We start from the raw sequence: 18,927 nt of genomic DNA on the forward strand, positions 1-18,927 counted from the left end.
CATTGCTCCGGCGGAGCCATCCAGTCACCGGCGCTCGGTGACTGGGAGCCGGCCCCTGCGGAAGATCGGCCGCCGGAGGTGCGGCGCCCCCAGCGCGAGCGCGGCCCCGCACGCGAGCGCGAGCGCCTGCAGGTAAAACCGCGGCAGCGCCACCACCGCCTCCAGGTGGTGCCGGCCGGGCCCGACGCGCACCGCGAAGAAGCCCGGGGCGACGCGCCGCGGGGCCAGCTCGGCGCCGCCGTCGCGCACGCGCCAGCCGCTGTACGCCGTCGCGCGGAACACGACGTCGACCGGCGCCTCGGCGTCGATGAACGCCTCGTACGCGCCCGGCTCGCGCGGCACCTCGCGCACGCTGGCGCGGGCCGCGTCGCAGCCGTCGTCGGCCACGCCCATGCGCTCGAGCGGGCCGCGTGTGGCCTCCAGCGCCACGAGCTCACCAGGCGTGTCGAGCACGGTGCGCGGCTGCTTCAGGTGCTCGAAGAGCGCCGCGAGCAGATCGGCCTCCTGGCCGCGCCACACCTCGCGCACGCACCCGAGCCCCACGTAGTCCGTGCCGCCCACCCGCCGAGACAGCTCGACCTCGCCGCGCCTGTCCACGAGCGCCCACGCCTCGGGCGGCCCCGGCCGCTGCGTGGTCAGGTGGATGAGCGTGCGGATGCCGAGCGCCTCCGCGCGCGCGGCGCTCCCGGGGCGCTCGGGCGCCACCTCGAGGAAGGCCGCGGCGTGAACGCCCACATGCGCGCCCGCGCCGGTCGAGACGGCCATCGGGACCGCGCGGCGGAGATCGGCGGCGTGCATCATCGAGCAGGTCGCGAACTCGTCCTCGACGGCGTAGCTCGCGCGGCCGTGCGGCGCCTCGGCGAGCCAGCGGGCGATGAGATCGGGGTCGAAGCCCTCGGCGGGCGGCGGGCAGCCGCGCGACGCGACGAGCGCGGCCTGCTTCTCTGCAAGGACGTGGAGATCGGCCGCGCGGGCAGGGATCTCGAGGGCCGCGACGAGCGCGAGCGCGGCCGGCAGGACCGCGGCGAGCGCGGCTGGCAGGAGCCCGGCGAGCGCGGGGCGCGAGCGGCGCGCGCCCCGCGCTGCCAGCGCGGCGCCGATGCGCGCGAGCGCCGCCGCCGCGAGGTCGAGCGCGCTGAGGATGGCCGCGGCCGCGACGAGCGGCAGGAGGGCGAGGGCGCGCATCGGCTGGAACAGCGAGAGCAGCGCGCGGCCGAGCGGGCCTGCGCCGACGATCCAGCCGCCGCTCATCGACAGGAGCAGCGCGACCGCCGACGCCGCGAGGACGGCCCGCGACACCGGGGCGCGGAGGCGCGTCGCATGGAGGAAGCAGGCGGCGATCCACGCGGAGCCGATCACCGGGGCGTGCTCGTGGTCCAGCAGGTCGCCATCGAGCATCCACGGCAGCACGCGCTCGGGCCCGAAGCCGATGTGCCGCCAGCCGAGGCCGGCGGGCCAGCCGAAGGGCGCGGCCATCGACGCGATGCCGGGGCCGTAGAGCGCGGCCGCGACCAGGCCGCCGCCGGCGAGCGAGCGGAGCACGCGCGCGCACAGCCGCCGATCCCACGCGGCGATCGCGGCCGCGCCCAGGACGGCGGCGCTCACCGTGAAGACCTGCGGGTGCGTCGCCGCGCAGGCGGCGGCGAGCGCCGGTCCGAGCTCGAAGCGGGCGGGGCGGATCACCGCGGCGGCCCACGCGATGACGAGGGGGATGACCAGGATCTGCGAGAGCAGCCCGAGGAGGAAGAACGATGGCCACCCGCCGGCGAACTGCACGTACGGCGCGACCCACGCGAGCGCCACCGCGCCGGCGGCGGCCGACGCGGGCCGCGCGCCGACCGCGCGGGCCGCGGCGAGGACGACCAGCGGGGCCCCGACGAAGGCCGCGAAGCCGAGCCCCTTCACCGCGACCACCGGCGCGACGCCGAGGCGGATCAGCGCCGCCACGAGCAGCCAGCCGACCGGCGGGTAGTGCAGCGCGATCGGGAAGCCGCCGTTGTTCGTGGCGATCCACCCGTGCGGCAGGCCGCTCGTCGCGATGTCGTAGGCGATGGCGAGGTGCGAGATCGTGTCCTTCGACAGCGCGGCGCCGGGCCCGGCGAGCGCGGGCGCGTCGCGCAGCGCGGGCAGGAGCGCCACCGCCACCGCCGCGGCGGCGGCGAGCCAGGCGAGGCGCGGCGCGGGCCCGGGCGCGGCGGCTGCGACCGGCGCGGGCGCGGGCGCGGTGGGGCCGGCGGCCGCGCCCGCGCGGAGCTCGGCCAGCCGGAGGACGAGGACGCCGAGCGCGAGCAGGAGGTAGAGCATCAGCGGAGCTCGCCTTCGCCCGGGTCAGCCCGGGGCGCGTTGCCAGGTGCCGAGGAGCGACCAGCCGGTGAGCGTGCGCCGCACCGACACGAGCCGCATCCGCTCCCCGACGTCGAGCGCCGCGAGGCTGCGCTCGTCGAACTTGCTCGGGTGGATGTGCTTGCGCGAGAAGCCGTCGCGGCGCGCGATCCACTCGAGCACCGTGGCCTCGAGGAGCGGCAGCGTCGACAGGCGGCCGTAGTTCGGGGTCGTGAGCAGCAGCGCGCCGCCCGGCGCGAGGCGCGCCGAGAGCCCGCGCGCCCAGCGCGACGGATCGAGGGTGTGCTCGACGACCTCCTTCGCGAGCACGACGTCGAACGGGCCGTCGAACCCGCCGCCCGTCGGGAGCTCGTAGGGCCCCGGACAGACGGCGAAGCGCGCTGCGCGCGCCGGGTAGAGGCGCCGGCACGCCTCGATGGCGCGCGCGTCGAGATCGCAGCCGTAGAGCTCGGTCGCGGGCGGCGCGCCGGGGATCTCCCCTTCGAGGCCGCAGCCGACGAGGAGCACGCGCGGGCGCAGGCCGCGCGCGGCGATGGCGCGGGCGAGGGGGCGGGTGAGCGCGCCGTGGTAGAGCGACCACGGGAACCGCTCGCGGCGGCGGTGGTTCGAGAAGTAGTCGCCGGGCGGCGCCGCCGTTTCAGCCATCGGGCCCTGCCTGCGCCACGAGCAGGTACTCGGCGGCCGCGTCGCCGCCCGGGGCGAGGCGCCCGAGCGCGTTGACCATGGCGCGCGCCACGTCGACGGTGAGCGGGCGGAGCGCTGGCATCGCGATCCAGCGGCCGGTGAGCTTGCGCATCACGTAGCCGAGCAAGCTCGGGTACAGCATGAAGTCGAACGCCCACGAGGTCGGCCGGCCCGCGATGGGGCGCGTCTCCACGAGGTCGAAGCCCGCGCGCGCGAGGTGATCGCGCCAGCCCGCCTCGTCGTAGAGGTGGACGTGCGAGAAGACCCGATCGAGCGCGTCGCCGTACGCGCGCGAGAGGCCGACCAGGCCCACGGAGCGGAGCGCCTCGGGCAGGGCGAGCTGGTACGTCCAGTCGGGCGTGGGCACGATGAGCACGAACCGCGCCCCGGGCCTGAGCGCGCGCCGGATGTTCACGAGGGCGCCGTGGAGATCGGGCACGTGCTCGAGGCTGCAGTTGGCGATGGCGCTGCCGAAGAACCCCTCGGGCAGGTGGACGTTGACGATGTTGCCGCAGATGAGCGTGCGGTACGACGCGGTCCGCTGCGCGCGCTGCACCTCGGTCGGGTTGATGTCGATGCCCCACGCCTGCTTGTCCGGGTAGGCGAGGCGCGCGAACAGGCCGTCGCCGCAGCCGACGTCGAGCAGCGGCTCCGGCAGATCGAGCTCGCGCACGGCGCGCAGCCGCACGCACTCGCGGATGGCGAGCGCCGCGGGCGCGAAGGCGTAGTAGGCGGAGAAGTCGTCCGCGTCGAGCGGCCACTCTCGGTCCATGGGAGCGCTCATCACCCGTGGAGGCGCAAGGAGCGCCGGTACGCGCGGACCGCTCCGGTCGGGTGCGGACCGTCCGTCGGTTCGACGATGGCCGTGAGCGCTTCGAGAGCGCGGTGCCGCAGGGTCATGCGCCCCATCCTAACATCGGATCGGCGCTCCCCGGGGCGGCGGGCGCGCGGCGGAAGCTGCGCCACAATGGGCCAGCTCTGCCTCATCGATCGCAGACGCCGCTCCGCGGCGCTCCCGGCCAGCGGAGCGTCGTTATCCACAGGTGCCCTGGGTCAGCGGGGAGTCGGCGCCCACGGGCCGCAATGGCCCTCGCCTCGCTCTGGCACGACGCCTGCTCTGCCGGGCCGCATGCGCAAACGCCAGGCCCTCTCAGCCCTCCTTCCATTGTCCCTGATGTTCGCCGGCTGCATCTCCGGCCGCTCCGATCCTGAACCAGAGCCGTCATCCTCCGGGTGCAGCGACCCAGGCGCCCCGCCGTGCGTCGCCGCCTCCGAGAAGCAACAGATCCTCGACCCGCAGGTGTCGGACGTCGAGCGCGATGATCTCGGTTGGGGCAACTCGATCTTTGCGCTCGACCTTTACCGCCAGCTCAGCGCCGAGCCGGGCAACTTCTTCTACTCGCCGTACAGCGTGTCGAGCGCTCTGGCGATGACGTACGCGGGAGCGCGTACGGAGACGGAGGAGCAGATGAAGCGCACGCTGCAATTCAAGCTGCGGCAGGAGCGGCTGCATCCGGCATTCAACGTCCTGAATCGGGCGCTCGTGAGCTACGGCCCGGAAGCGAACGGGGCGGGCCGCCCGGGGTTCCAGCTCCACGTCGTCAATGCGCTCTGGGGGCAGGACGGTCATCCGTTCCTGCCTTCGTTCCTCGACGTGCTCGCGGAGCATTACGGGGCCGGGATGCGCCTCGTCGACTTCGCAGGGGCGGCCGAGGGGGCGCGGAAGGTCATCAACGGCTGGGTGGCCGAGCGCACCGAGGACCGGATCGCGGACCTTCTGCAGGAGGGCGAACTCCAGAGCACCACGCGGCTCGTGTTGACGAACGCCATCTATTTCAAAGCGCCGTGGATGTTCCCCTTCGACGAGGACGCGACGGCCCCGGGCGACTTCACGGTGGCGGACGGCTCCACGGTGTCCGTGCCGATGATGACCACCACGGCGGAGATGCGATATAAAGACAGCGACGGGTACCAGGTGGTCGAAGTGCCGTACGAGGAAGACCGTCTGTCCATGGTGCTCGTGCTGCCGCCGGACCTCGGCGAGTTCGAGGCAGGCCTCAATTACGGGCGTCTCAGCGAGCTCCTCGTCTTTCGGGAAACGCGGAACGTCACCATCACGCTACCGAAATTCAGGGTGGAGTCGCGGTTCGATCTCATCCCGCCCCTCCGCGAGCTTGGCATGACCGCCCCGTTCACCAACGCGGATTTCTCGGGGATCGACGGGGCGCGAAACCTGTCCATCAGCGCGCTGGTCCACCAGGCGTTCGTCGACGTGAACGAGGCCGGCACGGAGGCCGCGGCGGCGACGGCGGTGGTCGTCGGCGAGACGGCGGCGCCCGACCCTGCGGTCATCCGCTTCGATCGACCGTTCGTGTTCTTCATCCAGAACAAGGCGGAGCGAACGATCCTGTTTGCGGGCCGCGTGGCCGATCCGTCGAGGTAAGGCCTCCAAGCCCGCCGCGGCGCTGGGATGACCACGCAGGAACTCGTCGAGCAGTTCATCGAGCTGGGACGCACGAAGGGGATGGCGCGGGCGACGATCGAGCTCTACGAAGCTCGGTTCGGAGCCATGCCGCCGCCTCTCCGGTTGGTCGTGGAGGCCATGCGCGACCTGCCGACGCTCCGGGCGTGGCACCTCCTCGCCGGCACCGGGACGCGCGAGGACGTGCATGAGGCCCTCCGCCGCCGGTCCCTCCGAGCGCTCCGTCCTGACCCCCACCGCGAGATCATTCCTCGGACCGGTGCGCCGCCAGCGCCGGGCTGGCCGGCGCGCCGCCCGCGCGGCCCGCGGCGGCCTCGGGTCATGGGTCGAAGCGCCTCGACGACGCGTTGCGCCGGGTGTTACCGAACGTAACGCGAGCGCATCGAAGCGTTACCGAACGTAACGCCACGTGGTCGGACGGCGCGCCCCGGGCGTCCTCCCGGCGATGAACCGAGTAGTAGTTCGAGTCCTCGTGTGACACACTCGATGGCGCGTGTGAGGGACATGGCATCGGCCCGCGCTCTCCCGCGCGCCTCCGGACATCGACGGTGGGCAGCGCAGCCATCCAGATGAGCTCTTCGATCGATCGGGGCTCGATCCGGGCGACGCTGCGCGCACGAGCGAACCGGCGCGCTATCGGCTGAAATCAAAAAAATCGAAAGTTCGAATGCGCTGAAGGAGCTGCTGGTCGGCGGGGGCGGTGCGCCGAGGGGCAATTCGAACGATCGCGAACACAGCAATCTTTCGAGCGTCGAGGACCATGCGAAGAATACTTTGTGCTCTTCTGTTTTTGGCTGTCGCCGGCTGCGGCGATGACACGGACACCACGACATCGAGCAGCACGTCGAGCTCGACGTCCAGCTCGAGCAGCGCGGCGAGCTCCGGCGGGGGTGATGCCTCTGGCGGCGGCGGCGGCGATGGCGGCGGCGACACCGGAGGGGGCGGCGCTGGCGCCACCGGCGGCGGCGGGGCCACGGGCGTCGGTGGCGGCGGCGGCGGAGGCGCCGGCGGCGCGGCGGAGGCGCACTGGGTCGGGACGTGGACGACCGGTCCGCAGCTGACCGAGACCAACAACAACCCGCCCGCGCCGGGCCTGGCCAACAACACGCTGCGCCAGGTGATCTATACGTCGATCGGCGGCAAGGGCGTGCGACTGCTGCTCTCGAACGAGTTCGGCGACGGGCCGGTGACCATGGAGTCGGTCCACATCGCGGAGTCGACGACCGCCGACGGCATCGACGTGGCCACCGACCATGCCCTGAAGTTCGCGGGGGCCGATGCGGTGACCATCCCGGTGGGCAAGACGGTCTTCTCCGATCCGATCGAGTACACCATCAAGCCCCTCACCAAGATGGCGGTGACCATCAAGTTCGGCGCCGTGCCGGCCGGGATCACCGGACACCCGGGCTCGCGGACCAACTCGTATATCCAGACCGGCAACGGGGTCTCGGCGGCGAACCTGACCTCCCCTGTGTCCACGGCGCACTGGTACTACATCACGGGCCTCGACGTCGATGCGGTCCCCGAGGCCGCGGCGGTCGTCATCCTCGGTGACTCGATCACCGATGGCCGTGGCTCGATCACGGACATGAACACCCGCTGGCCGGACTTCCTGTCTCGCCGCCTGCGTTCCAATCAGGGGACCCAGCAGGTCGCCGTGCTGAACCTGGGCATCGGCGGGGGCACCGTGCTCGCCGGCGGGCTCGGGCCGACCGCCAAGGCCCGCTTCCAGCGTGACGTCCTGGACCAGCGCGGCGCGAAATGGCTGATCACGTTCATCGGCACGAACGACATCGGCAACGACAGCGCGCCGCCCGTCGGCGACGGCCTGATCGCGGCCTATAGCGAGTTCATCACCAAGGCGCATGACAAGGGGATGCTCGTTTACGGAGCTCCCATCACGCAGTTCAAGGGCCACGGGTACTACACCGCCGAGCACGAGGCCACCCGCCAGGCGGTCAACACCTGGATCCGCACGAGCGGCAAGTTCGACGACGTCATCGATTTCGAGCCGGCGGTCGCCGACCCCGAGGATCCCGCCAAGCTGAGAGCTGACTTCAACTTCGAGAGCGACGGGCTGCACCTGAACCCGGCCGGCCTGGAGGCGATGGCGAATTCCGTTGACCTCTTGCTGTTCGTCCCCAAGCCATAAGTCGTAGGCCGATCGTGGGGGGAGCACGATCGGGCGCGCGGAGCTCGGAGCCCCTGCGCGCCCGGCGAAGACCCCCCGCTCCCCCGGTGGAGAATGCGCCTCGGTCCTCGCATGGCGCTGCGATCAGTAACCTGGACAACTGAGCTGCTGGGGTTGACGCGTTGCGCCATGCGTCCTCGCGTATTCAGCCGCAACGGTCCTGAGTAGCCTTGTCCCATGCGCGGGCTCGAGGTGGCGCCGTGAGCCGGATCCTGCTGGTCGAGGACGAGGTCGTCATCCGGACGGAGCTCCGGCGGCTGCTCGTTCGTCATGGGCACGACGTCATCGAGGCGGGGTCGGTCGAGGATGCCTCGGCGGATCACGATCTGCGCGCGTTCGATCTCGTGCTGGCCGACGTGCGCCTGCCGGGCGCGCCGGGCACCGCGCTCGTCGGGCAGTGCGGCGGCGCGCCGGTCGTGCTCATGACGAGCTACGCCACGGTGAAGGCGGCCGTGGACGCCGTGAAGCGCGGCGCTGCGGATTACCTGTCGAAGCCGTTCGATCATGCCGAGCTCGTCGCCCTCCTCGACCATCATCTCCCCGGCGCGCGGCCTGCGGGGAGCGCGCTCCCCGACGTCGCGAAAGGCGCCTCGGTGCCCGCGCCGCCTGCGCCGCCCGTGCCGCCCGTGCCGCCTACGACTGAAGACGACGAGCTCGATGGCATGGTCGGCGGCTCTGCGGCCATGCGCGAGGTGTTCGCGCGGGTGCGCAAGGTCGCCCCGAGCGAGGCGACGCTGCTCGTCCTCGGCGAGAGCGGCACGGGCAAGGAGACGCTCGCCCGCGCCGTGCACCGGCTGAGCCCGCGCAGGCAGCTGGCGTTCGTCCCGGTCCACTGCGCGGCCATCCCCGAGGGGCAGATCGAGGGGGAGCTCTTCGGATACGAGCGCGGCGCCGTCCCCGGCGCGATCTCGGCGCGCGCTGGGCTCTGCGAGGCCGCGGAGGGCGGGACGCTGCTGCTCGACGAGGTCGCCGAGCTGCCGCCCAAGGTCCAGGCGCGGCTCCTCCGCTTCCTCCAGACGGGCGAGGTGCGGCGCGTGGGCGCGACCCGCGCCCGGCGCGTCGACGTGCGCCTCATCGCGGCGACGCGCCGAGATCTCGTGGCGATGGTGCGCGACGGATCGTTCATGAGCGACCTCTACTTCCGGCTGCGGGTCCTCGAGATCCGCCTCCCGCCGCTGCGCGAGCGGCCGGGCGATGCGCTGCGCCTCGCGGAGTCGCTGCTCCGGCGGCGCGCGTGGGCGATGGGCCGCGCGCCGCTCACGCTGACGCCGGAGGCGCGCGCCGCCATCGCGGCGGCCCCCTGGCCGGGCAACATCCGGGAGCTGGAGAACGCCGTTCATCGCGCGATGGTGCTCGCCGATGCGAGCGAGATCGGGCTGGAGCTGCTCGGGCTCGACGCGCCCCCTCAACCGCCGTTGACCGCGCCTGCCGCGGACGCGCACGAGGGAGAGCCCCCGTCCGACTCTCTCGAGGGTTATTTCCGCCGCTTCGTCCTCGAGCACCAGCACGAGCTGACGGAGACCGAGATCGCCCGCCGCCTCGGCATCAGCCGCAAGGCGCTGTGGGAGCGGCGGCAGCGGCTCGGGATCCCCCGGCCGCGCTCCTGAGCCTCCGTCGACGGCGGCGCGCCCCCGTCAATTTTGGTTGACTGGTGGAATGTGAACGTTCACAATTGACTCAGGCGCGCTCGGGCAGGGCGGTGACCTGACAAAGCCTCCCTTGGGCTGGCATTTTTCGCGGGAAGTTGAACAGGGAGGCGGGGAGACGGGGAGATCGGTGGAATTTTACTCCCCGTCTCCCTGCCTCCCTGTGAATTTTCCCGAAAATTTCGGGCGAATGCTTCTGGACGGCGACCGCGCGACAACGCCGAGTCGTCCCGACCAAGGAGCCGCGTCGCCTCGACGCGTTCGTTTTTCTTTTGTCTGACAGCCGCGCGCCACGCGCTCTCGCTGACACCTCTTATCGGGCCATCACCATGCACTTCCCTTCCCGACCTATCAACACCCGCTCTCTCAACCGACGCGCAGGCGGTGCGGCGTCTGCTGCCTGTCTCCTCGCTCTCCTCGCAGGTTGTAGCGGGGAGTCGCAGGTGGGCGACGGTGATGGCGGCGGTGGCGCCACGGGCGCGACGACCGGCCCTGGAGCGGGCGTTTCGAGCAGCAGCGGCTCGGGCGGGAGCGATGGGCAAACGACGAGCGGCGGTTCGACGAGCGCCAGCGGAAGCTCGGCCGCGTCCGGGGGAGGTGACCCCGGCGCCGGCGGCGGCGACGGCGGCGACGGCGGCGGCGCCCCCGCCGTCTGCCCCGAGACCTACTCCAATCCTCTCCTCTGGCAAGACCTCCCCGATCTGGAGGTCATTCGCGTGGACGACACGTACTACTACACGGCGTCCACCTTCCACCATGCGCCTGGAGCGCCCCTGCTCCGCTCCTACGATCTGGTCCACTGGGAATACGTCTCCCACTCCGTTCCCCTGCTGGACGTCGACCCGTCATACGACCTGAGCGGGGGTCGATCCTATGTCAACGGCATCTGGGCTTCCACGCTCCAGTACCGGGAGAGCAACAAGACCTTCTACTGGATGGGCTGCATGCACAACAAGGGCGGCGGCTGGGTCTTCACGGCCAAGTCCCCCGAAGGTCCGTGGGAGAAGCACAAGGGCGGCTGCTACTACGACATGGGGCTGTTGATCGACGACGACGACACCATGTACGTGGCTTCCGGAAACAACACGATCAGCGTGGCGCAGCTGAGCGCAGACGGCTTCAGCCAGGTCAAGAGTCAGACGGTGTTCCAGACGCCGGGCAACCTCTCCGGACCGCTGGAGGGCTCTCGCTTCATCAAGAAGGATGGAAACTACTACATCTTCACCACGCAATACGCGAACGGTGAGTACGTGCTTCGCTCGACGAGTGGGCCCTTTGGTCCCTACGAGCTGCGGCCCTTCGCGGTCAAGCTGCCCTACGCCGGCGCTCCGGGCTCCGGCGGCGCCCCGCACCAGGGCGGCGTCGTCCAGACGCAGAACGGCGACTGGTACTACCTCGGGTTCAACGACTCGTACCCGGCGGGCCGCATCCCGGTGATGGCCCCGATGACCTGGGCCGACGGCTGGCCCTCGCTCACCCTGGTGGACGGCAAATGGGGAGGTACGTACCCCTTCCCGAACCTGCCTTGCGGATCGAACCGGGTGAAGCCGCCTGTGACCAAGGACACCTTCGCGGAGGCGACCCTGCGCCCCGAGTGGGAGTGGAACCACAACCCCGACAGCTCCAAGTGGTCGTCCGGGGCCGGGCTGACCCTGCAGACCGCGACGGTGACCAACGATCTGTACGCCGCGCGAAACACGCTGACGCGCCGCATCGAAGGGCCCGTGTCGATCGCGACGATCGAGCTCGATCATAGCAAGATGCAGAACGGCGATGTCGCCGGCCTCGCTGCCCTGCGCGACATGTCGGCGTGGATCGGGGTCAAGAAGGCAAACGGGGCGACGCGCGTCGTGATGACCAATGGGGTCAACATGAACACCTCCTGGGCCACGACGAGCACGGGCACCGAGGTGGCTTCCGCCGAGGCGTCCGGCAACACGATCTGGCTGCGCGTGGAGGCCAACGTCCGCACGGATAACGGCGGCGCGCAGGCGCGCTTCTCCTACAGCACGGACGGCGCCCGATTCACCAACCTGGGCAACACGCTCAACATGAACAAGAACTGGCAGTACTTCCTCGGCTACCGGTTCGGCATCTTCAACTACGCCACACAGTCTCTGGGCGGCTCGGTGAAGGTCGCGTCCTTCGAGGTAACCAAGCCGTAAGATGGGAGCCGGCCGCCTGCATGGTCATCCGCGTGGCCGAGAGCGAGAGGCCCACGGGCCCGCTCGAGGGCGCGTTGGGTCGCCCGCCGGCTCGCGCACCGTGGGGGGTGGCATCGAGCCGGCGGCGTTCATCGATGACGATGGTGAGGCGTGCCTTGACGGGGGGTTGCCCCCCAGGGGCCGGGCATGCGCAGGGGCGAGCGGGCCGTGGGGGAGGCCGAGCGGGGCGAGCCTAGTTCTTCGTCGGCGCGGGCGCGCCGCTCTGGATCCACTGGCGGAGGGCCGCGAGCTCAGCGCTCGTCACGCTCGGCTTGCCATCCGCGGCCTGCGGCATGACGCCCGTCTGGCAGGTGCCTCCGGCAGAAGGCCTGCATCCGGCGCTCCCGGCCGTCCCTGCGACCTTGAGGTAGAGCCAGCTCTGGTCCGGATTTCCCGGGACCACGAGCTTGAACTGCCCGCCGCCCTTGGCGGCCTTGTTGACGAGGCCCGCGACGATGTCCGTCGAGCTGATGTCGCCGCCGAGCGACAGACCTGCTGCGGGACCGGTCGACGGCGCGGCATGGCAACCGCTGCACTTGTGGATCGCGCTCTCGAAGATCGGACGGACGGTGGTGTGGAACACGCCGGACTCCTCGGGGAGGGGATTCCCCGGATCCGGATCCGGCTTCAGGTCGGGATTGATGACCTGAGCGATCGCGTCCATCTCGTAGCACTGGGCGGCCACCGCGTCCTTCAGCTTCTGGTCGGTGGGCGACATGCCCTTGGCGACACGGTACTTTTCCCAGACGTTGTCGATCCAGCCGTGCAGCTTCCAGAACATGTAGTTGTCGATGTTCGTGAACTGGTTGCCGAGGCCGTGATCGGTGTTCTGGGGGCGCACCCACTTGAAGTGGAGATCCCCGTGCAGGCCGCTGGCCTGCAGGTTGGTGCCCGGGATGGCCTGGCCGGCGAAGCACTGGAGCCACATACCGAGCGCGCCCTCGTCCGGGAAGCGGCTCAGGTTCTCCGGCTTGTCGATCTCGTCGCCGATCTTCGCGTTGGCGAGCGTCGTGGCGCTCCAGGGCCTGAAGTCCGATCTCCACTGCTGGGGCAGCTCCTCCGCCGTCGTGGGGAACTTCTTGAAGCCCTCGAACTGCTCCGAGTGCTTCGGCCAGAGCTGCTTCAGCGACTGGATCATGTGCCGGTGCATGGCGAGGAACTGGAAGCCGTCGCCCGTCGTCTTGCACTCCTGGTCCGACGGGACCGGGACCGCCGACCTGCAGATATTGACCCTGCTCATGCCCATGCCGCCATTGCAGCGCCGGATGCTATGCCACTCGAAGTGGGCGGCTTGCCATTCGTTCTCCTCCATCCAGGCGATGACTTCCGGCTGAACCGTGAGATCGATCTGGTTGTTCTTCACGAACTCCGCCGAGCCGTCCTTCATCGTCGCGTCGCTGGGATGGGGATCGTAACCATCCACGCAATGATCCTTCGGGTGCGTGTCGCCCGTCCCGCTCGAGCCGCCGGTGCCACCGGTGGGATCTCCGGTCGACGAGGAGGAGCCCGTGGTCGCGCCGGAGGTGGAGGGGTCGCCGGTGCCGGCGCCGCTCGTGCCGGGGCCGGCGCTTGTGCCGGTCAACGACGAGGTCGTGGTGGAGGTGGACGACACGCCGGCGCCGCCTGCTCCACCAGAGCCCCCGACGTCGGGATCTTCGCCGCCACAGGCGCCCAGCAGCAAGGCCGTAACGCACGAGAGGAAACCGAACGTGCGTTGAGACCTCTTGCCCAATGACACGGTGGACGGACCTGCCTGATCGTTGATTCGCATGGTGCTCCTCGTTACCGCTGGATGCCGGACCGCTGGGTGCCGGGTGCATGCTTCCGCGCAGCCGCTGAGCCAGACGCCAGATGGAGCATCGGCCAACCGCCGGTAGTATTTGCGTAGCACGAGGCTTCCGAGCAGAGAAGCGGGTGTAAATTTGCTCCAAAACGATCATCACCGTCGTTGGATGAGCCGCGGGGAGAGGGAAAGTAAAGAGTATTTAGTATGTCAAGGGTGATCGCCGCTCACCCTGGTGATTGAGGGTTCCGTGCGCCATCCGCCTTCCTCTTGGAAAAGTGAAGCTGTATCGATGGTTGATCCCGTTCAGTGAGGCCATAAATTGCCCGTTTCTGCCCAGCCGTTCCGCTGACCTCCGAGATCAAGGGGGCGCCATGGGAAGGCGAGCTCCGCAGGCCAGCGATGCTGGACGCGGAGAGCGACCTCATCCGTCGTTGATCGAACAGGGCGTCTGTCTCGGCGACCTCGTGACGCTTCAAACCCTGAAGGAGGGTATCGCGTTTGCGCTGCGGCGCGAACACCGCGGCTCTCGAGCGCCGGCTCGCGCGTGGGCAGCTCGATGAGCTCTCGGAGATCGTCACGGAGCACGTGGGTCGGCCCGCGGGCGCTTCCTCTGCCTCGTTGACCCTCTCGCGCGGCGCGGTCTACCTTGCGAGCGCCCCCATGACCATCCACGTCGTCCGCCTGGGCGAGCTCCCGGCCGTCATGGCGCGTCGCTGCTGAGGGCGATGCTCCCGGCGGACGAGGTCATCAAGAAGCTGGTGCACGTGCTCGCGCCGTACCTCGGCGAGAACATGGCGCGCGCGGCCGTGCGCAGCCAGGCGGACAAGCTGGGTTTCAAGCACGGGCGCCTCTCCCCGGCCGACGTGGAGCGCTTGCTCGCCGCGGTCGCGCCGGGGCTCGGCGTGTTCGTCGGGCGCGACAAGGCCCAGCGGATCCTCGACGAGGCGCGCGCCGCGATCGGGGCGCAGGGAGGAGCTCGATGACGCGAGTCCCCGTTCGCCGCGTGGCGCCGGTGGTGGTGACGATCGTGTGCGCGGTGTACGTCCCGCGCCTCCTGCCACAGGCCGCCGAGCTCTCCGAGCGGATCCTCCCGACGTCGGTCGTCGACACCGTGGGTCCGCTCGTGCGGCTCGCGTGCCTCGCGGTCGCCGCCGTGTTCGGCCTGCGCAGCGCCGCGCGCCTCGAGCGCGACAACCCGGCGCGCGGCCCGTGGTTCCTGCTCGGCGCGTGGCTCGCGCTCTTCACCCTGGGCCAGGTCGGGCTCGTGTACTATCCGCTCGTCGCGCGCGCGCCCACGCCGCTGCCGTCGATCGCGGACGCCGCGTTCCTCCTGGGATATGCGATGCTGATCGCCGCGTCGGTGCGCTTCGTCTTCGTGTACCGCGCGTCCGGCTTCCCCGTCGGCAGCGCGCGCGAGCACCTCGGCATCGCCGCGGGCGCCGCGGCGGCGATGGCGATCGTCGGTTATCCCCTGCTCGCCCCGATCGCGCGCGCGCCGGTGCCGCTCGGCGAGCGGCTCATCAACATCGCCTATCCCATCCTCGATCTGATCGCGCTCGTCCCCGCGCTGGTGATGCTGCGGATCACGCGCGCCTTCCGCGGCGGCAAGGTGTGGGCGATCTGGGGATCGCTGCTCGCGGGCTGCGCGCTCATGGCCGTGGGAGACATCCTGTTCGCGTTCTTCTCCTCGGCGAAGATGACCGCGTTCGGGCCAGGCGTGGACATGATGTTGCTCCTCGGGTACTTCGCGGCGGCGTGCGGGACGATGCTGCAATACGAGACGATCACCGACTGACGACGGTGGTGCGGTGCTTGCCACAGGTCGCCCCGGCGGCGCGCGATGGCACGATCAGAGCGTGACGGCGGGCGTGACATGTCACGCTCTCGGGTGTGACATGTCACGCTGTCGGCCGTGACATGTCACGGCGGCTCGCCCGGCGCAGAGGTCGAGCCGTCGGCCCGGCGCGCGCCGCGGCGCGCCCATTGGGGTCGAATTTGCCGCGTCGGCGCGCTTGCGCTGCGCCCATGGGCGTCACGCCGGGGAGGGCGCGCCTGGCGGCATGCGCGTTGCGTTGTTGCCCGCTCGCGACTCCCGTCCACGGGCGCGCGGCGCCGCCGCGCCATCACACGGAGCTGAGCGCCATGATGTCTGCGCCGATACCGATGACGACAATGAATCTCCTCTCGAGGTCCCTCTCTGTCGAAAAGCGGATCGACGAGGCGGTCCTCTGCGCCAACGTGCCGAGCCCGCTGTCCTCGGTCGCATTCCATGAGGACGTCGAGTGCATCCGCAGGTTCTTCGCCGCGGGGTTCCCGGTTCACCTGGCGGTTCACCGGGTGGACAGCGCCGAGGCGGCGCGCCGGGACTACACGGCGCTTCACACCCACGACGGCCCGGAGATCAACCTGATCCTCCCGGATCCCGCGGGCCTCGAGTACCGCGTCGAGCTCGGTTCCCGCGTCCACCACGTCACCGAGAGCACGAGCATCTGGATCCCGCCGGGCGTCCCGCACTCGGCGAACGTGGTCGAGGGCTCTGGCTACTTCATCACCGTGCGCTTCGACCATGGGGGTGCGACATGAGACGTGACCTTCCTCGGAGCCTCGACAAGGACGTTGGCGTCAGGAGGCCCGCCGTGGCCGCGTCGAGCGCCGCGCAGGCCTACCGGAGAGGGAGCCTCTGGCAGAGGGGGCGCGGCGAGCGCCTCATCGCGTTCGCCGGCGTGAGGCGGGGCGAGCTCGTGCTGGACCTCGGCTGCGGCACCGGCGGCCTCACGCGGCAGCTCGCCGAGATCGTGGGCCCCGACGGGCGCGTCCTTGGGATCGATCCGGACGAGGCGCGGATCGCGCTCGCCCGGCGCACCGCAGGCGCGCCCAACCTGGAGTTCCAGGTGGCGGCGGCCGAGACCCTCGGCGAGGTCGCCCGGGGCCGCCCCTTCGATCTCTTCTTCTCGAACTTCGTGTTTCACTGGATCCGCGACAAGCGCGCGGTCCTCCGCCTGATGCGCGACCTGCTCCGCCCCGCAGGGCGCATCCTCGTCCAGTGCGTCTCGTCGCTCCCCGCGCTCGTCGGGGAGCTCTCGCGGCTCGCCGACCCTTCGGGGGAGAAGATCCTGCGGGATTTCGCCTTCGAGGACGCCGCGGCGCTCGCGCACCACGTCGAGGGCGCCGGGCTCCAGCTGCTCCGCCTGGAGGAGCAGCATGGAACTCACGTGTATCCGACGCTGGACGCATTGCTGCGGTGGTGGCAGGCGACGACCCACGACCGGTTCGACCCGAGGGCCGTCGAGCCCGCGGCGCTCTCTCGGTTCGCCGAGCAGCACGGCGACGGCGGCGTGTTCCGGGTGCGCGAGACGTTCTGCTGGTTCGAGGCGCGGCTCGCCCCGGCGCACTCGTGGGGACGCGAAGGCTGACTCCCTGAATCTCGAGGGTTTTTTCTGGATTGCGCCGACGTTTGTCTGGTCTCGGGGCCAGGACGACGCGATGCTCCTGGCTGCCACGCCCCCGTTCTTTTCCGAGGTGGGCTACCATCCGCTCTCCGCAGCCTCCCGCGGCGGCGCTCGCACCCAGGACCGATCCGAATGTCGATCTTCGAGCTCTCGTTCCAGTCCGGGGAGGCCTCGCTCTCCGTGCGCCGTGTCGTGGTCCAGGAGGCTGTCTCCGAGCTCTTCGCCGTCTCGGTGTGGGCCCGGTCCAGGCTCTCGGATCTCGAGCTGGAGTCGCTCGTCGGCCAGAGCGCGTCGCTCCAGATCCAGCCCGACGCCGCGCACCTCCACTGGCTGAGCAGCAGGCTCTGGCAAGGCGTGTGCAGCCACGTGGAGCAGGTGCAGGCCGAGCCGACGGGGCTCTCGACGTACTACCTCCGCATCGTGCCGCGCCTCTGGCTGCTCACCCAGCGCCGCGGCCACCGCATCTACCAGCACCTCTCCATCCCCGACATCGTCGACGCGCTCCTCGGCGAGTGGGCGATCGAGCCGGCGTGGAAGATCGATCGCGGCGCGTACCCCAGGCTCGAGTACAAGGTCCAGCACGGCGAGAGTGATCACGCCTTTCTCTCCCGCCTCCTCGAGGAGGCGGGCATCGCCTACACCTTCCCCGACCGCGGGGCGGACACCAAGCTCACGCTGAGCGACAAGCTCGAGGCGGAGCCGCTGAGGCCGGGGCCGCCGCTGCCGTACGTCGACAACCCCATCGAGACCGCCGAGCGCGAGTTCGTCACCAGGGTGCGGCTCGGCCACGAGGTCCGGCCCGGCGCGAGCACGATCCGCGGCCACGACTTCCGCAAGCCCTCGTTCGCGCTCACCGGCGAGGCGCCCCCGGCGCCCGCGCCCGAGGCGAAGTACGAGCAGTACCGCTACGAGCCCGGCGCGTTCCTCGCCGCGAGCGCCGGGGGCGGCGCGCCCATCGGCGACGCCAAGGGCGTTTACCGCCACGACCCGAAGCACGGAGCCGATCTCTCGACACGGGTCCTCGCGGCGATGCGCGCCGACAAGCGCGGCGTGCTCTTCGAGGCCAACGTGATCGACCTCTACCCCGGCCGGGTCTTCGCCGTCGATCAGCACCCGCACCCGGAGTTCGGAAGAGGGCCGCTCTTGGTGGCCGAGCTCGAGATCGTGGCCTCGCTCGGCGAGCCGTGGAGCGTGCGCGGGCGCGCGCTCTTCGCCGATTCCAAGGTCCCGTACCGGCCGGCGCGCAAGACGCCCAGGCCGGTCGCGCCCGGGCTGCAGAGCGCGACCGTGGTGGGGCCGCCGGGCGCCGAGATCCACACCGACGAGCTCGGGCGGGTGCGCGTGCAGTTCCCGTGGGATCGCGAGGGCAAGCTCGACGACAACAGCTCGTGCTGGATGCGCGTGAGCCAGGGCTGGGCGGGCGCCGGGTTCGGGATGTTCATGCTCCCCCGCGTCGGCCAGGAGGTGCTGGTGGCCTTCCTCGACGGCGATCCAGATCTCCCGATCGTGGCCGGGCGCGCCTTCAACGGCCGCGAGCTCGTGCCGTACAAGCTGCCGGATCACAAGACGGTGAGCACCTGGAAGAGCAGCTCGTCGCCCGGCGGCGCGGGGTACAACGAGATCAAGTTCGAGGACCAGGCGGGCCAGGAGCTCGTCTACATGCAGGCGCAGCGCGACAGGAACCAGCTCGTCAAGCGCGATGAGGTCGAGCGCACCGCGCGCCACAAGCGGAGCACCGTGGGCGGCGACGAGCACGTGGTCGTGAAGGGCGCGCGAAAGCAGCTCGTCCACGGGGGCGACCACGTGCACGTGAAGCTGGACCAGCGAACGGCCGTCGACGGCTCGGTGTCGCTCACGGTCGCGGTGAACCGGGACGAGCGCGTGGGCGCGAACCACGCGCTCGAGGCCGGCAAGCAGCTTCACATCAAGGCGGGCGCGACCCTGGTGCTCGAGGCCGGGCAGCGGCTCACCATCAAGGGGCCTGGAGGCTTCATCGACATCCACCCGGGGGGCGTCGACATCGTGGGATCCATCGTCAACATCAACAGCGGCGGCGCGCCGGGCGCCGGCCAGGGCGCGAACCCGGCGGCGCCGCTCCAGGCCGAAGAGGCGCACCCCAAGGACACGCCGTCTCCCTGAGAC

14 protein-coding genes are annotated in these 18,927 nt (G+C 70.8%); 10 read left to right on the top strand and 4 right to left on the bottom strand.

The window, feature by feature from the left end:
- Positions 1-24: 24 nt before the first annotated feature.
- Genes WMF39_RS14705 through WMF39_RS14715 form a run of 3 tightly spaced genes read right to left on the bottom strand, consistent with a single transcriptional unit; the run spans position 25 to position 3,799 of the window.
- Positions 25-2,304 (bottom strand): hypothetical protein, encoded by a 2,280-nt coding sequence (locus tag WMF39_RS14705; protein WP_437746132.1) that lies wholly within the window; start codon positions 2,302-2,304, stop codon positions 25-27.
- 24 nt (positions 2,305-2,328) lie between these two features.
- Positions 2,329-2,988 (bottom strand): class I SAM-dependent methyltransferase, encoded by a 660-nt coding sequence (locus tag WMF39_RS14710; protein ID WP_437746133.1) that lies wholly within the window; start codon positions 2,986-2,988, stop codon positions 2,329-2,331.
- On the bottom strand, positions 2,981-3,799 hold the full coding sequence (locus WMF39_RS14715) for a class I SAM-dependent methyltransferase (RefSeq protein ID WP_437746134.1): 819 nt from the start codon (positions 3,797-3,799) through the stop codon (positions 2,981-2,983). Before WMF39_RS14715 ends, WMF39_RS14710 begins: the two co-directional genes overlap by 8 nt.
- 402 nt (positions 3,800-4,201) lie before the next feature.
- Between WMF39_RS14715 and WMF39_RS14720 the strand changes: the two genes are divergently transcribed.
- From WMF39_RS14720 to WMF39_RS14735, 4 genes are all read left to right on the top strand, one after another.
- Positions 4,202-5,470 carry a serpin family protein gene (locus WMF39_RS14720; protein ID WP_437746135.1) on the top strand — a complete coding sequence of 423 codons (1,269 nt, stop codon included), beginning with the start codon at positions 4,202-4,204 and terminating at the stop codon, positions 5,468-5,470.
- A gap of 799 nt (positions 5,471-6,269) precedes the next feature.
- A complete protein-coding gene (locus tag WMF39_RS14725; protein ID WP_437746136.1) occupies positions 6,270-7,661 on the top strand; it encodes an SGNH/GDSL hydrolase family protein in 1,392 nt (463 codons plus the stop codon).
- 239 nt (positions 7,662-7,900) lie between these two features.
- Positions 7,901-9,307: a sigma-54-dependent transcriptional regulator gene (locus tag WMF39_RS14730; protein ID WP_437746137.1), complete on the top strand. Its 1,407-nt coding sequence runs from the start codon at positions 7,901-7,903 to the stop codon at positions 9,305-9,307.
- Positions 9,308-9,675: 368 nt separating this feature from the next.
- Entirely contained in the window at positions 9,676-11,511 is a 1,836-nt protein-coding gene (locus tag WMF39_RS14735; RefSeq protein ID WP_437746138.1) for a glycoside hydrolase family 43 protein, read from the top strand.
- 232 nt (positions 11,512-11,743) lie between these two features.
- Here the strand turns inward: WMF39_RS14735 and WMF39_RS14740 are convergent, their stop codons facing one another.
- Entirely contained in the window at positions 11,744-13,321 is a 1,578-nt protein-coding gene (locus WMF39_RS14740) for a hypothetical protein (RefSeq protein WP_437746139.1), read from the bottom strand.
- Positions 13,322-13,834: 513 nt separating this feature from the next.
- Here WMF39_RS14740 and WMF39_RS14745 point away from each other — a divergent pair.
- From WMF39_RS14745 to WMF39_RS14770, 6 genes are all read left to right on the top strand, one after another.
- Positions 13,835-14,056, top strand: coding sequence for a hypothetical protein (locus tag WMF39_RS14745; protein WP_437746140.1), 222 nt, complete (start codon positions 13,835-13,837; stop codon positions 14,054-14,056).
- Between the two features lie 5 nt (positions 14,057-14,061).
- A complete protein-coding gene (locus tag WMF39_RS14750) occupies positions 14,062-14,319 on the top strand; it encodes a hypothetical protein (protein WP_437535862.1) in 258 nt (85 codons plus the stop codon).
- A complete protein-coding gene (locus WMF39_RS14755; RefSeq protein ID WP_437746141.1) occupies positions 14,316-15,131 on the top strand; it encodes a hypothetical protein in 816 nt (271 codons plus the stop codon). Before WMF39_RS14750 ends, WMF39_RS14755 begins: the two co-directional genes overlap by 4 nt.
- Positions 15,132-15,508: 377 nt before the next feature.
- The gene (locus WMF39_RS14760; protein WP_437746142.1) at positions 15,509-15,919 is read left to right on the top strand and encodes an AraC family ligand binding domain-containing protein; all 411 of its coding nucleotides are present in this window, start codon (positions 15,509-15,511) and stop codon (positions 15,917-15,919) included.
- Positions 15,916-16,749, top strand: coding sequence for a class I SAM-dependent methyltransferase (locus WMF39_RS14765; RefSeq protein WP_437746143.1), 834 nt, complete (start codon positions 15,916-15,918; stop codon positions 16,747-16,749). The genes WMF39_RS14760 and WMF39_RS14765 overlap by 4 nt, the downstream gene beginning before the upstream one ends.
- A 168-nt stretch (positions 16,750-16,917) precedes the next feature.
- Positions 16,918-18,924, top strand: a complete 2,007-nt coding sequence (locus WMF39_RS14770) for a type VI secretion system Vgr family protein (RefSeq protein WP_437746144.1) — start codon at positions 16,918-16,920, stop codon at positions 18,922-18,924.
- Positions 18,925-18,927: the final 3 nt, after the last annotated feature.

Source organism: Sorangium sp. So ce1504 (genome assembly GCF_051521635.1).
Taxonomy (GTDB): Bacteria; Myxococcota_A; Polyangia; order Polyangiales; family Polyangiaceae; genus Sorangium; species Sorangium cellulosum_B.